Origin of the sequence: Alloprevotella sp. oral taxon 473 str. F0040 (assembly GCF_000318095.2) — a bacterium.
GTDB lineage: Bacteria > Bacteroidota > Bacteroidia > Bacteroidales > Bacteroidaceae > Alloprevotella.
This window is the reverse complement of sequence record NZ_KB290717.1, coordinates 25,950-41,529: the sequence shown is the minus strand read 5'-3', so window position 1 is coordinate 41,529 and position 15,580 is coordinate 25,950. Positions and strand designations below refer to the sequence as shown.

Below are 15,580 nucleotides of genomic sequence, written 5' to 3'. Positions count from 1 at the left end.
GAATAAAAGAAATTACAAGGTTAGTCTTTCTCAATCAAGGCTACGCAGTAGGCAGCTATACCCTCTTCTCGTCCCACAAAGCCCATACGCTCGCTTGTGGTGGCCTTGATTGAGATTGCGTCTTCGTCCACTTGAATCAAAGAAGCAAGACATTGGCGCATGGCTTCTACGTGAGGATTCAGCTTAGGTCGTTCTGCACAGACTGTACAGTCGATGTTACCCACGCGGAATCCCTTGGAAGCGATAAGCTCAATGGTACGTTGTAGCAGCACTTTGCTATCTGCTCCTTTATATTTAGGATCAGTATCAGGAAAATGAAAACCTATGTCACGCATATTAGCTGCACCTAATACTGCATCACAAATGGCATGAATGAGCACATCGGCATCACTATGCCCCAGCAATCCTAGTGAGTGATCAATCTTCACACCACCCATCCAAAAATCTCTATTTTCAGCTAGACGATGCACGTCATAACCATAACCTACTCGTATTTTCATTGTCGAAATTTTGAATCATTATTGAGGAGTCTTCAGCTGTGACGCTCTACATCATCGAGCATAAGCCTTATTCTACAATAGAGAACTCCGCGTAAATAAAAGAGTATTGTAGTAATTAACGACCACGACGGCCAAAGAGTTCACGAATACCATCCATATCAAAGGAGAGCGTGACACGCAAAGTTTGGTCAAGCGGATTAGAAGGCGTAGTTGCCACTACATATCCTGCATCAATGTTGAGCACATTCATTTTGAACCCAGCTCCGAAGGTGAAGTATTTTCGATTACCCTGTGCTTCACTTTCATGATGATAGCCACCACGGAGGGCAAACTTGTCGTTGTAGATGTATTCAGCACCTACACTCCATTGTATTTCTTCCAGTTCTCCTTTAAACCCTCTTTCGCTATCGCTGAAGCTTTTGAAAACTCCTGAGATAGGTGAGAGATCATTGTAGTCAGAAAGGACTCTTTGCTTATAATCTTCGTTGCTCTCGCCATCTTTGCGGAGAGGCAGTGAAGGAACAAGCAACTTGTTAGCCTCAGCCGTGATTGAGAACTTGTTATACTCATCAACAGGAATCAGCAAATTGGCACCTAGGCGCAGATTGGTGGGAATAAAATAGGAATAATTGCTGCCAAAGTTAATTTTAGAACCTAGATTACTCACATTTAAGCCTAAATTAAGCGCACACTCTCGACGACCGAGAAAAATATAATTGTTCCAATACATCGCCACATCTGCTGCAACGGCAGAACCAGGGGTGAGATCGTCGTTATATCGGCCTGTAAGGTCAGAATACATGTATCGGAGTGCTACTGCTGCAGAGAACCTTTCAGACAGAAGGCGAGAGTAAGCCACATCCACGGCATATTCATAAGGACGCACCACACCAGCTGTTGGCGTGGGGACTTCACCTACGGTGAAATATTTAATTGAACCTGAAACAGCTTGGTAATCTCCTAGACGCGCATAGCCCACAGCATTCACCAAAGCAATACCTTCGGTGAGCTGTCTCAACCATGGCGTGTAGTTCATCGCAAAACCAGCACGCGAAACTGTGAAAGGATACTTAGCCGGATTCCAGTTTTGTGAATGCACATCAGCTTCTGTAGCAGCACCTACGTCACCCATGGCAGCTCCTCGTGCATCGGCAGCGATGGTCTGCGAGATTACTGCGGTGCGCACTGGGTTGAATTTTTCTTTAATCTCGTTTTGCGCTTGCGCCCCAAGGGTGAAAGCTATTAGAGAAAGGGGAAGGATAATTCTTTTCATTCAGAACAATGTGAAGATTCAAAAGAATGAAGGAGGCAAGATACGAGTTCATCTCATGACTAAATCCACAATAGACTCCTTATCTCCTATAAAATATTGGATAATGCGTTAAGTGTCTTATTCCACTACAACGAGTTTATAAGTAGCAGTGGACTTTCTACCATCGGCATAGTGCACTTGTAGTCGACAAATATAAAGGCCTGCAGAAAGCGGAGCACCAGCACTATTACGTAGCCCCCAAGACTGCGACCAACTACCCTGTCCTGCTGCTAGAGATTGCCGGTGAGTGTAGACCTTCTGTCCGCTAGCATCAGCCACTTCAAGGAAGAGTTCTCCTTCTTTATCTGAAGTGGGGAAATTGGCAACGAAGGTAGTAGCTACCTGAGCCGGATTTTCAGTCGTTGTCAAAGTCGTTTCTGTAAGCTGATTAGCAGAAACAATGAAGCGCATCATAGTGGTAGTGACATTATCATTGACATCCCACACACGAAGTTTAAGCGTGTGCAGTCCAGGTGAGAGGTTCATGAGAGGATAGACTATCTGACCACGGTTATAGCTCCCTAGAGAAAAAGTGAAATGCTCATTGACACTAACAGGAGCTTCATTGTCTAATGTCAACTCCATGTCGTGTCCAAGATAACCTTGGCTTGCATTAATGCCTGAATCATCAGATATATCAGCTACCAATGTAGCATTTTTTCCAACAATGGCATAATCAACTTGTCCCACTTGGTTCAAGTAAGCCACAACTTTGGGTGCGAGTGTATCGGGTGCAGCAGAATTGGCTGTTCCATTGAGATTAAACTGCTCATTAACTCCATTGCATTCCGTCTTTTTATCATCGCTCACCGCATAAAGACTCAAGCGAGCAGCATCCGTGCTGTAACTGATGTTTCGAGGCACGACAGCTGAGATACTAAACTTCCCTTGTTCCACTCGGGCAGTACCTTTAAACACAGCAAGCCCTCTTTCACTAAACTTGAGAGGCTGACGATTCCGACGCGCAGCACTACCATCATTGTCCTTACATACGATGGTCTCCAAGCGGTCATAAATCGAAGCGGAAAGAACTCCAGAGAAACTCTCATCCAAAGCCCCTGCATTTTGCTGACTCTTCGTTATATGCCCACTAAATCTTGCGACACTTCCGGCTTCAAGTTGAACTTTCATCGAGGAAGTTACCGCTTTTCCATTGATACTATCAATGACCACACTTCCCGTGGGGATAGATAGCACTAAAGCTGGGTCTCCGAAGTAGAGATATTTGAGTTTATTGATGGAGTTATCAACATCTCTATAACTCTTTCCTGCGGGAGAGAGCAAGTCATTCTTTGCCTTACGCAATGCTTCTCCCATTGTTATACGATTTCCAGCATCATCTCGCCCCACCACATAGTAGGCAAATCGACGATTAAGGGCATTATTCTGCGTGGCATACACCGCTCTTGTAGCACACATGAAACCTATACTACCGCCGTTAGGCTGATGGAGAAACTCTTCTGCTATATTATCTTCCTTACTATCGAAGGGATAGATTTCACAAGAGGCTAGCACCCATAGAGTCTGACGATTGTTATATGATTTTTTGAAATCTTCTAGACGTAAAGCAGCTTCGTGCGACACTTGAAATGGAGCACCATGGCCACTATAATTGAAGATAACAGCACCTTCTTCCATGCGACGAAGAGCTTGTTGGCGTACCATAGGATAGGTGAATCCGATGGCACTAGCCTCTCGATTGTAGCGATCCCAATAAATCTTTGAAAGATTCAGACGATCATTAGAACCTGACACATACTCCTTCGACACCCGCTCAGCATCTTCCATGTGTTCGTTAGCATCACCATCATCTCCAAGCATCACCACATTATTTTTCCATTCGCCAGCATCAACATTCGTTAGATAGCGTTCGACTTTATCTACCAAAACTTTAGCTTGTTCGGAAGTAATTGCTATCATGCGGCCTGTGGCAAGGTCGGGCTTCTCACGCTCAATGGTTTCTCCTTCTCCATCGTCTAAGAGTGCATAGAAATCATCTGTGATATAGCTATTGACAGTGCCAAGATTATAGTTAGATGCATCCTGTTCGTAAGCCAACAAATAATCATCTGGGTTCTCGCGCTTCCAGTCATCTGTCAAGAATCTATTATCCCATGGACTCTTACCCATGAGCAAAACATATCGAGGTGCGGGAGTAGTATCATCCGCTCGGTCGTAGAGCATCTTCAAATAGCGACGATAGGCATTGGCATCAGGAGTGCCAGAAGAGAACTCATTATATAGTTGATCAGCACGCACCACTTTTACTGTCAATCCACTATGTTGCCGATGCATAGCTGCAAGTCGTTCCGCCTGTTGAATGAGTTTTCCACTTGAAGGTACGATGATGACGTAGTCTATTCCAGTGTCTGCATGAAGATTCTGGTTCGCAATTTCACCTACCAACTGAGGGATAGGAAAGCGAGCTGAGCTATTAAAAGCAACAAAGCGACGATTGGGGGTATCAGTAGTAAACGTGGCACGTCCATCGGCAAAACTACTACGCGGAACTTCGACTGTGGGACTCCCCATCTGCCCAATTCTCCATAATTTCGTGGAAGAAATGGCAGACTGCACAGAGAGTGTAGTCACCCCTGTGGATTGAGGGGAAAAACTATAAGGATTGCCGTCGACTTTCAACAGTCGAGGATAAGAGATTCTGACAAAATCCATTCGAGCACTATTGCCCGCAGTGGTATTCACCACAAAAGCATTACTGCCAACTTGGATGCGCTGTCGGAAAGTCTTCGTGTCAAGTGTTGCACTCGAAGTAAGTGTATTGAATGATGAGGCTGAGAGCTGTCCCAGTCGTTTCCCGTTCAACTGTATGTCAGCTGTGGTAGATGAAGTGGAAGATGCTGCTGCAAAAGAAACTTCTACGGGAAGCTCTCCAGCATCTTCAGCTAAATCGGGAACATTGACGTTAAATGCCAGCTGATTGTGCGTAGCAAAATCGTGTCCATCAAACATGCGCCGTCCACCTTGGTACAATCCGGCCTCATCTTCATCCCAGATGGCAGCGAAAGGCACACGATCCAATTCTGTCGTTGCGGCCTCTTCAACAGCTGCTAAAGAAGAAACACGGAGGGGTGTGTCACCTTCAGTAAGAAAATAGTAGCTAAAGCGTGAATAGTAATTATTCTCGTGCGACCACTTCCCAGCCGTCTTGTCATACGTTCGACGTTGCGTACCTTCTGCCCAAAAGAGCAACTGTTCTCCTTCACGCAAAGTTGGCACTTCCACAAGATCGTCTGGCACTCGTTGGGACTGCACAGCATCGCTTTCTACATCAAAAAGAAGCTTCTCGTCCTGCATCAAGCCACCATATCCAAAGACTTTCACCCGATCTACTTGAGCGAAACCAGCCTTACGCAAAAAGTCGGTAGAAAGATTGTAAATGCCTTCGCGAGCCACCCGAATCTTCACCCATCGCCCTTGTTTTAACAGGGAAGATTTCGCCCAACGCAAATCTGCAGCAGTGGAAGTAGAAGAAGTGAATGCTGAATGAACTAAAATACCTCTTTCTACAGGTTGAGATGAAACTCCATGGCTTAGGAGGCGTGTCCGTGAAGAGTCAGCGTTATTATCCTTATTGACAACTTTTGGTTGGTTTATCACTTTGAGCTGACAAGAAGTGATGCGTAGCCACTTCCCTTCTCTATAGACAAATGGCACGAAAGTTACAACGAGGCATTTGCGTTTTTGTTCTACTGCAGTCGCGACTTCCAACTTTGGCTGCGACACTCGCCCCAGCTCTTGCTCCATCTTTTTCACCCACTTGCGCTCTTCCGAAGACAGAGGGGCATACTCTGGATAAATCAAGGCGACTTCATGATGCAGATTTCCTTGCTCCACTGCCAATTCTTGTGTAAAGAGCGGCAAACTGTCGCTCACTACGTAGTCTGCAGTGGAGATATGCACAAATTCGCGCTGAGCCATCAGAGAAAGAGGCGCAAAAGCGAGGAATGTCCAAAGAAGAGACGGATGAATCATTGAGGGAAGTTTGAAAGGATAGTGGAAATGTAAGCTACTTTGACTATAGGACAACGAGGCTCATTAAGCTATTTCATCATAATATCTGGGAGAGTTAAAAGAAAATCTCAGAGAGTTGAAAGAAAATCTCGGAGATTTATCAAAAGTTCTCGGAGTTTTTCTAGAAAATATCGGAGATATTCTTAAAGTTCTCGGAGTTTGTTGTTGGAAACATGAGACTATTAACTAACAGCTCTGCAAGACAATGGCAAAACTATAAATCTACATAGCTAAAACTATCGGGGGTTGACTACTTCACATTAAAAGAAAGCACACGAGTTTCACCTAGATAAGTTTCAACTTTGTGGTCGGGTGTGATGAAAATGGGAGCAGTGGGTGTACCCATCAATAAGATGTCACCACGGCGTAGTGTAAAATATTGGCTCACCTCGGCAATTACATTGTCTACATGGTGCAACCATTGCGTAGTGCTGCCTGACATCTGTTCTTTACCATCCACGCGCAAACTGAAGTCTAGTTGAGATACAGTGGAAGGGGCTATTTCTACAAACTCTCCCAAAGGAGTGGCATTGTCAAAGCCTAAAGCGGCATCCCAAGGTAATCCAAGTTTTTGAGTCTTTTCCCACAAAGCTGGTGCTATAAAATGAGGCATCACCGTTGCGGCATCATAATAACGTGAAGCAAATCGCGCTGAAATATGACGTCCCAAACGACAAATGCGCACTGCCAAATGCACTTCTAACTGTGCAGGATTGGCATAATCTGGCAAAAAAACAGGTTTACCATTACGCTGCAACGCTGTTTCAGGCAATGTGTAGTATGTCATTGCTGGCGACTCGGAGCTGGAAACGCTTTGCTCTGATAACGCAGAAAAAGAATAGTTATTGTGTAGAACGAGAATCGTCATATCGGAAAGCTACATTGCGACTTGCGCCGTAGGAAATGTTTAGAAAAAGCCTTTAATAACAGCATTTGTCACGCTCAAAAAACACTTCGTAAAAAAACTCTCTGGTGCGAGAAACACTGCTCGCAGCCAGAGAGTTGAAAAGTTAGGGGAATATTTGCTTAGAACGCTGCGGACTTTGGCGTGCGAGGGAAAGGTATCACGTCGCGAATGTTCTGCATACCTGTTACAAAGAGGATGAGTCGCTCGAATCCAAGGCCGAATCCAGCATGGGGACATGAACCAAACTTGCGGATGTCGAGATACCACCAGATATCTTTGTGAGGTACGCCCATCTCATCGGCACGTGCCAAAAGCTTGTCGTAATCCTCTTCACGCACCGAACCACCAATGATTTCACCGATTTGGGGGAACAGCACGTCAGTGCCTTGTACAGTCTTGCCATCTTCATTAGTCTTCATATAGAAAGACTTGATCTCCTTAGGATAATCAGTGAGGATGACGGGCTTCTGGAAGTGTTCTTCCACGAGGTAACGCTCATGCTCGGATGCCAAGTCGCAACCCCAAGATACAGGGAACTCAAATTTCTTGCCCTTAGCCACAGCGGCTTCAAGCAATTCGATACCCTCTGTATAAGTGAGGCGCACAAACTCGGTATCTACTACAGAACGAAGACGATCGAGAAGGGTGTTGTCAATCATCTTGTTGAGGAATTCGAGGTCTTCCATGCAGTTATCGAGTGCCCAACGTACGCAATACTTGATGAAGTCTTCTTCCAAATCCATCAAACCATGGAGATCCATGAAAGCAACTTCGGGCTCAATCATCCAAAACTCTGCCAAGTGACGGGGAGTATTGGAATTCTCTGCACGGAAGGTAGGGCCAAAGGTGTAGATGGCTCCCAAAGCAGTCGCACCCAACTCACCTTCGAGTTGGCCAGACACTGTGAGGCAAGTAGATTCTCCGAAGAAATCATCAGAATAGTCGATGTGACCTTCTTGGTCCTTCTTCAAATCGTAGAGATTCTTTGTAGTGACTTGGAACATCTGCCCTGCTCCTTCAGCATCACTGGAGGTGATGATGGGAGTGTGGAAATAAAAGTAGCCATGTTCATGGAAATAGCGGTGAATCGCCATTGCCATGTGGTGACGAATACGAAAGATTGCTCCAAAGGTGTTGGTGCGCAGACGAAGGTGTGCATGCTGGCGCATGTATTCAAACGTCTGTCCTTTCTTCTGCATGGGATAGTCATTGCCACAAGCTCCAAGTACTTCGATAGCTGTGGCTTGGATTTCAGCAGCTTGACCGCCACCTTGGCTTGCTACGAGCGTTCCTTCTACGCTCAAGCAGGCACCAGTGGTGATGAGTTTCAAAAGTTCGGGGTCGAACTTCTCCACATCGGCTACAATTTGCACGTTGCTCAGGCACGAACCGTCGTTGAGCGCAATGAAATTTACGCTCTTACTGCCACGACGAGTGCGCACCCATCCTTTAACACATACTTCTGCGCCAAAGTCGGTACGGGCCAAAAGGTCCTTTATCTTGGTTCTTTCCATGAGGTTGGGATAAGTTGTTCTAGAGATATGGGAGAATCCTACAACAAGTAGCTTTGCACTGCCCTTCCCTCTCCTATGAATCGTGTCAAACCGAACGACACACAGGAGTTTTTTGCGGGATTGGTCGCAACTACTTGCTTAGGAAACAATGGAAACACGCGGTTTATTCGAATGAGCCCATACGAAGCATACGTACTTCTTCCTCAGTGAGGAAACGCCAGTCGCCACGCTTCACATTTTTCTTGGTCAATCCTGCGAAATATACGCGATCGAGCTTTACGACATTGTAGCCGAGGCTAGCAAAGATACGACGCACGATACGGTTCTTTCCAGAGTGGATTTCAATACCCACTTGCTTTTTGTCTGTTTCGCTCGCATAATCAACGGCATCAGCACGGATATCGCCGTCTTCGAGGGTGATACCCTCTGCAATCTGGCGCAAGTCTGCTGCTGTGACGTTGCGATCGAGATATACATGGTAGATTTTCTTCTTCAAGAACTTAGGATGCGTGAGCTTAGAAGCCATCTCTCCGTCATTCGTAAGGAGAAGCACACCAGTTGTGTTGCGGTCGAGGCGTCCTACGGGGTAGATACGCTCCATGCAAGCATTACGCACGAGGTCCATCACCGTCTTGCGGTTTTGAGGATCTTCGCTAGTGGTCACATACCCCTTGGGCTTATTGAGCAACACGTAGATTTTCTTCTCGGCCTTCACTTGTTGGTCGTGGAAGAGAATAGTGTCGGTGCGGAGCACTTTGTGGCCAAGTTCGGTGATAACTTCACCATTTACCTTCACCACACCTGCTTCGATATACTTATCTGCATCACGACGAGAGCAAACTCCTGCGTTGGCCAAGAACTTGTTCAAGCGAATGGGCTTCGTAGGATCGTAAGCTTCTTCCTTATAGTCTATGCGACGTTTGCCAGGATTAGAGAATTTATTATAGCCACCGCCGCGGTTGAAACCACCTTGTCCACCACGATTGTAGCCTCCTTGCTGACGATTACCGCCACCATAGCTTCCGCCACGATTGCCATAACCGCCGGCACTGCTACCATAGCTTGGACGACCATATTCGCCACTTTGTGTGCCGTAGCCGTTAGACTGACGTTGGTAGCCACCCTGTTGGCGATTGCCGTAGCTTCCGCCACGATTGTAACCACCTTCGCTACGTTGATAGCCACCGCCTTGTGCATTGTAGCCACCTTGGTAGCGATTGCCACCACCATAGCTTCCACTACGATTGTAACCACCATTGCCACGATTATAGCCACTACCTTGACGGTCGCCATAACCGCCTTGGCGATCATTATAGTTATTGCCATCACGATGATAACCGCGGTTGCCACTGTTACTGTTATAGCTAGATTGTCCGCCATAAGTTTGGCGCTCCGCATTGTTACCCTCACGGGTAAAACGTGGACGGGGAGTACGATTTTCGTTTCGTCCTCCGTTAGACGAAGTGTAGCCCTCGCGGCGGCCTCCGTCATAATTGTGCTGATCGTAATCGCTCATTGCTGTTGTAATTTTTAAATATACGTTGTTTAATAAAGTATTGTACGACCTCACGGTCGAAATAATCAAAGAGACTTCTTTTATTTATCGGATTTGTGTAAGCTACAATCCTGTGATGCTGATATTAGCTAATATATTATTATGTGTAACTTTCCGGAAAAAGTCTCTCTACTATGAAAAAGATTCTCACTCAGCCTTAGGCATATCTCCTAGATGCGTGGAAAGATTTATCAAGATTTTCCGCTTAAATGCCAGTATAGTTGTGAGGAGTGATCTGGTGTAATTCTGCTTTTATAGCATCGCTCACTTCAAGCGTGTCGATAAACTCTGAGATACTTTGCTGTGTAATGGCTGCATTCGTACGCGTAAGGGCTTTGAGTGCCTCATAAGGATGAGGATAGGCCTCGCGGCGAAGGATAGTCTGGATTGCTTCTGCGCAAACCGCCCAGTTTTGTTCGAGGTCTGTAGCCAAAGTTTCCTCACGCAGCAACAATTTGCCCAAACCTTTAAGTGTCGATGAGAAGGCTATAAGAGCATGCCCCATAGGAACACCTACATTACGCAAGACAGTAGAGTCCGTTAAGTCGCGTTGCAAGCGACTAATGGGCAATTTCATACTGAGATGCTCAAGTATCGCATTGGCCACTCCCAAGTTACCTTCTGAGTTCTCGAAGTCAATGGGATTTACCTTGTGAGGCATCGCACTTGAGCCCACTTCTCCAGCCTTAATCTTCTGTTTGAAATACTCCATCGATACATATTGCCAGAAATCTCTATCAAGGTCAATCAAGATAGTATGGATACGGCGCATAGCATCAAAGACAGAAGCTAGGTTATCGTAGTTGGCAATCTGCGTAGTATAAGTTTCACGTTCGAGTCCGAGCTTTTCTGCTACAAACTTGTTCCCAAATTCAGCCCAGTCGATATGGGGATAAGCCACGTGATGTGCATTGAAGTTTCCCGTTGCTCCTCCGAATTTCGCACTCAATGGTACAGCTTTAAGCTGCTTAAGCTGCTGTTCCAAACGATAGCCAAAGACACGCACCTCTTTACCTAAACGAGTGGGCGAAGCAGGTTGTCCATGAGTCTTTGCAAGCATTGGAATCTCCTTCCATTCTTCTGCACGCTGATTCACGGCATCGATGACTTCTTGCAAAAGCGGAACGTAAACCTTTTCAAGACTCTCCTTGAGCATCAAGGGAAAAGCCGTATTGTTGATATCTTGCGAAGTAAGCCCGAAGTGAATAAACTCTTTGTAGGCTTCTAAACCACCGATTTTGTCAAACTCTTCTTTAATGAAGTATTCGATAGCCTTTACATCGTGATTCGTCACTGACTCAATGGCTTTGACTCGCGCCGCATCCTCTTCAGTAAAGTTTTCATAGATGGCGCGAAATCGTGGAAAGAGTCCTTTATCGCAATCAGCCAATTGTGGCAAGGGCAGCTCGCAAAGCGTGATGAAATACTCAATTTCTACACGCACTCGGTATTTCATCAAAGCATACTCAGAGAAATAAGGAGCAAGTGCTGCAGTTTTACTACGGTAACGTCCATCTATGGGTGAGACGGCAGTGAGGAGGTCTAATTCCATGGGGAGAGATAGATTATTTTGAGGGGGATTATTGTAAGTGGCAGGATAAGAAGCAAAAGGCTCATCTAGAGTCTAGCTATAGAAGGTATTCCTTTAACCATCATTGCTACTACGTATCTCATATTGAGCTTCAACGTAGTCGCCAGCGATCTTTCACCCAAACAAAAGAAAGCAGGATTTCTTCGTGGGTCTGATTGCGATAATTCACACGTAGTATCACATTAGTCTGTCGACCATCGGCCGAAGGGGTCAGTTTTACCACGCTTGCAGATGCTACACCGCCCATTTTCTCTTGTTGCAACATGGCATGCTGCTTATGCAAATCGGCCATTTGTTTACGATAGCTCTCAGGAGCACTTTCGCAAGAAGCCATCTCTGCTACATACGCAGCATAATCTCCTTGTTGATACAAGCCATACACACGCTCCACCTCAGCGTTTTCGAGAGGAACTATCTGTAAATCCTTTGTTTCTGATTTAGCAGAAGTGCAAGCCACCAATACCAAGGAGCAAAAGAAAACACCAAGCAACAAAAATTGACGCATTGTCTTTTATTTCTGACGGATGAAGACGTTGATAGGACAACCGCTGAAATCCCAGTATTCACGAATCTTATTCTCTAAGAAACGCTTATAGGGATCACGCACATACTGCGGGAGGTTGGCATAAAACACAAAAGTAGGGATTTGCGTATCTCGAATTTGGGCGCAATACTTAATCTTGATATACTTACCCTTAATAGAAGGGGGTGGATAAGCCTCAATAAGAGGGAGCAATCGCTCATTCAGCGCTGCAGTTCCTACATGGCGTTTGCGGTTGAGATATACTTCCTTGGCGGTTTCAAGCACTCTAAATATGCGCTGCTTGGTAAGCGCCGAAGAGAAGATAATGGGGAAATCAGTGAAGGGTGCCATACGCTCGCGGATAGTATCTTCAAAGTGAGAAATCACTTTCTGCGTTTTCTCCTCCACCGTATCCCACTTATTCACCACGACAACAAGACTCTTGTTGTTGCGTTGAATCAGCTGAAAGATATTCATATCCTGCGATTCTATACCACGTGTAGCATCAATCAAAAGGATGCAGACGTCAGAGTTCTCGATTGCACGAATAGAGCGCATCACACTATAGAACTCCAAATCCTCTGACACTTTATTCTTCCTACGAATACCTGCAGTATCTACCAAATAAAAGTCGAAGCCAAACTTGTCATACCGCGTAAGAATAGAGTCACGAGTGGTGCCTGCAATGTCCGTAACGATGTGACGATCTTCACCAATAAAGGCATTGATAAGCGAGCTCTTACCAGCATTTGGACGACCTACCACAGAAAAACGTGGTATATCATCTTCACCTTCCTCTTGGTTCTTCTCTGGTAAATCTGCGAGAATCAAATCGAGCAAATCCCCAGTACCACTACCAGTGGCAGCAGACACACAATATGGTTCACCTAATCCTAAAGCATAGAATTCAGGAGCACCATAACGATCCTCATTTTGATCGGTCTTATTAGCACAAAGAATGACAGGAGTTTTGGCTCGGCGTAGGATTTGCGCCACTTGTGTATCTAAGTCTGTGATGCCGTTTTGTACATCAACGACAAAAAGGATGAGATCCGCTTCTTCAGTAGCCAAGACTACCTGCTTACGGATTTCTTCTTCAAAAATATCATCGGAATTTACGACCCAACCACCCGTATCTACGAGTGAAAACTCACGGGTACCCCATTCCACCTTACCATATTGACGGTCGCGTGTTGTACCCGCTTCATCGCTGACAATCGCTTGTCGCGTTCCTGTGAGTCGATTAAAAAGCGTGGATTTGCCCACATTGGGACGTCCCACGATAGCTACTAAGTTAGACATTCGTTATAACGTTTCTTTTCGATAATAGGGAGCACAGCCTCACGGCTTTCTCCACGATTTAATTGTGCGCGCAAAGATACAAAATTATAAGGACTAAGGCAAATTTCCTCCTCCAAAAACCACCGAAAACTACTAATTCCAAAGATTTCTTCACGATTCACCTATACAGACTCTTCAAAACGACAAACTTGCCCTACAGATTGCACTCTGCATTATCTTTCGATTTTGGAAGAATTTATTCTTCAAAACACGGGAATCACCATTCTATTACAGCAATTTCTCGCACCATTCCTCCTAAATGTCATGGACAAAGCGTATCTTTGCAGTATGCAAATGTCGTCTTTTCCAAAAATCAATGCGCAATTAGCCACTCGACTCCTCATCCCACGTCCAACCGATGGACACAAAGGCACATTTGGGCACCTACTCCTTGTTGGTGGCCATTATGGCATGATGGGTGCTGCTCTACTTGCTGCAGAATCGGCTTTACGATCTGGACTAGGCAAACTAACGGCCCACGTCCCCGAAACAGCTAATACCATCTTCCAGACAAAACTACCAGAAGCGATTCTACATTTCGACGAACAATCGCATCAACACTGGACAAGCCTCATTGAATTAAAAGGTTATAATGCTGTAGCAATAGGTTCTGGAATTGGCATCGACGGCGAAACGCAATGGGCCTTTCGTGCACAACTCAAAATGCTCTTAGACTTAGAGACCTCTGGGAGTCCCCTCCCTTTAGTACTAGATGCTGATGCACTCAACCTGCTTGCCCAAGACTACCAACTATTGTCCTACGTTCCTGCAGAAACAGTACTTACACCTCACATTGGCGAACTCAAACGATTGTGCACTGCCCTAGAATTACCACATTCAACCACAGCTGAACAATTAACTTCCGCCCAAAACCTAGCTATTTCTCTGCAAGTACATGTAGTGGTGAAAAGCCATCACACACACATTTGTACAAAGGATGGAGAGATTTTTCAGCTCGATACCAAAGGCAATAGTGGCTTAGCCAAAGCCGGAAGTGGCGATGTCCTCACAGGGATTATCGGCAGTCTCCTGGCGCAGGGTTATTCACCTAAGTCTGCAGCAATTGTAGGGGTATACCTTCATCATCAGGCTGGATTATTGGCTTCTCGGCAAAAGGGAGTTTACTGCACTTTAGCTTCCGACATTATTGCAGCACTTCCCGCTGCATTTTCGACTTTAGACACTTCCAACTCTCTATAGAATGAAACTACATAGATTACTCTTCATCAACAGTTTAATTACTCTTTTATTGAGTATTCCCTCAAATACTACTGCACAAACTGAAATACGCCCCTATCAACCTGGAATTACCACAGAAGGCATAACCTATTTCTTGCCACAAACTCGCCTTCACATCGTGGTGCGCGCTCAACGTGAAAGCTATACTCCTGGTGAATATGCAGCTTACGCTCAGCGTTTTTTAGATGCCCCCAATGTTGAGCAACAACCTTTCGACACCTGGACACTGCAAAGCATTGAGGTGACTCCTTATGGTGTGGCTGATCGCACACAAGCCTACACCATTAAGCTCAACCATAAAACCTCTGCTCCACTTGTAGAACTAGCACCTGATGGCCGTCTACTGAGCGTCAACACCACAGCAGATGCTTTACCAACCTTGGAAGCTCCTTCTGTGAAGAAAATTAGCAAGGATAGACCACAAGGCAATAAGTACAAAACCCAAGAGATTCTTCGTGCAGGTAGCACAGCAGCTCGTGCAGAAATCACAGCCCAAGAGATTTACGACATCCGCGAAAACCGAGGCTTACTAGCCAAAGGGCAAGCAGACTTTAATCCCAAGGACGGGGAGCAATTGAAAACGATGATGGCACAGCTCGATCAGCGTGAAAATGGTTTGTTGTCGCTCTTCTTGGGTACTAAAACAATGGAAGAACATGTCGTCACCTTTGAGGTAACTCCGCAACAAGCACAACAAACTCTTGAGCTTTTCCGGTTCTCTCGCTACTTAGGCTTTGTGGATGCCAACGAGGTGGCAGGCACTCCCATTCAACTCCAAGTGTCTGACCAACTCACCCTACCTGAAGCAGAAGAATCTCCCAAGAAAAAGAAAGAAATGGAAGATCTACGCTATCGCATTCCCAGCAATGCAGCTGTGCGCCTCTTTGACAACGAAAGAGTTTGGTTTGATGGTATCATCCCCATTGCTCAATTTGGTCGTATAGAACACCTTGGAGGTGTGCTTTTCAACAAGAAATTCAACACAAAAGTACGTCTTTCTCCTATAACTGGCCGTGTAGAAAAGCTAGACCTCGAACAACTCTCCAAGTAATTTTTAGACTTTTGT

Annotated in this window: 11 protein-coding genes; 2 read left to right on the top strand and 9 right to left on the bottom strand. The window is 45.5% G+C overall.

Annotated elements, in window-relative coordinates; translation table 11 throughout:
* Window positions 1-20: 20 nt before the first annotated feature.
* From ispF to der, 9 genes are all read right to left on the bottom strand, one after another.
* Complete coding sequence (gene ispF, locus HMPREF9999_RS05760) at window positions 21-500, bottom strand: 2-C-methyl-D-erythritol 2,4-cyclodiphosphate synthase (protein WP_009437556.1); 480 nt, start codon at window positions 498-500, stop codon at window positions 21-23.
* Window positions 501-615: 115 nt separating this feature from the next.
* Complete coding sequence (gene porV / locus HMPREF9999_RS05755; protein WP_009437555.1) at window positions 616-1,773, bottom strand: type IX secretion system outer membrane channel protein PorV; 1,158 nt, start codon at window positions 1,771-1,773, stop codon at window positions 616-618.
* A 117-nt stretch (window positions 1,774-1,890) separates the two neighbouring features.
* Window positions 1,891-5,805 (bottom strand): type IX secretion system sortase PorU, encoded by a 3,915-nt coding sequence (porU, locus tag HMPREF9999_RS09955; protein ID WP_009437554.1) that lies wholly within the window; start codon window positions 5,803-5,805, stop codon window positions 1,891-1,893.
* A gap of 289 nt (window positions 5,806-6,094) precedes the next feature.
* Window positions 6,095-6,712: a fumarylacetoacetate hydrolase family protein gene (locus tag HMPREF9999_RS05745; RefSeq protein ID WP_044063226.1), complete on the bottom strand. Its 618-nt coding sequence runs from the start codon at window positions 6,710-6,712 to the stop codon at window positions 6,095-6,097.
* Between the two features lie 158 nt (window positions 6,713-6,870).
* Entirely contained in the window at window positions 6,871-8,265 is a 1,395-nt protein-coding gene (gene asnS, locus HMPREF9999_RS05740) for an asparagine--tRNA ligase (RefSeq protein ID WP_009437552.1), read from the bottom strand.
* A 163-nt stretch (window positions 8,266-8,428) separates the two neighbouring features.
* Window positions 8,429-9,781: a pseudouridine synthase gene (locus tag HMPREF9999_RS05735; RefSeq protein WP_044063225.1), complete on the bottom strand. Its 1,353-nt coding sequence runs from the start codon at window positions 9,779-9,781 to the stop codon at window positions 8,429-8,431.
* 244 nt (window positions 9,782-10,025) lie between these two features.
* Complete coding sequence (gene purB / locus HMPREF9999_RS05730) at window positions 10,026-11,372, bottom strand: adenylosuccinate lyase (RefSeq protein WP_009437549.1); 1,347 nt, start codon at window positions 11,370-11,372, stop codon at window positions 10,026-10,028.
* Between the two features lie 130 nt (window positions 11,373-11,502).
* Window positions 11,503-11,916, bottom strand: coding sequence for a hypothetical protein (locus HMPREF9999_RS05725; protein ID WP_009437548.1), 414 nt, complete (start codon window positions 11,914-11,916; stop codon window positions 11,503-11,505).
* A gap of 6 nt (window positions 11,917-11,922) precedes the next feature.
* Window positions 11,923-13,236 (bottom strand): ribosome biogenesis GTPase Der, encoded by a 1,314-nt coding sequence (der, locus tag HMPREF9999_RS05720; protein ID WP_009437547.1) that lies wholly within the window; start codon window positions 13,234-13,236, stop codon window positions 11,923-11,925.
* A 333-nt stretch (window positions 13,237-13,569) separates the two neighbouring features.
* On the opposite strand from der, the gene HMPREF9999_RS05715 reads away from it, so the two are divergent.
* Both HMPREF9999_RS05715 and HMPREF9999_RS05710 read left to right on the top strand, forming a co-directional pair.
* A complete protein-coding gene (locus HMPREF9999_RS05715) occupies window positions 13,570-14,475 on the top strand; it encodes an NAD(P)H-hydrate dehydratase (protein WP_198144627.1) in 906 nt (301 codons plus the stop codon).
* A 1-nt stretch (window position 14,476) separates the two neighbouring features.
* A complete protein-coding gene (locus HMPREF9999_RS05710; protein WP_009437544.1) occupies window positions 14,477-15,565 on the top strand; it encodes a DUF4831 family protein in 1,089 nt (362 codons plus the stop codon).
* Window positions 15,566-15,580: the final 15 nt, after the last annotated feature.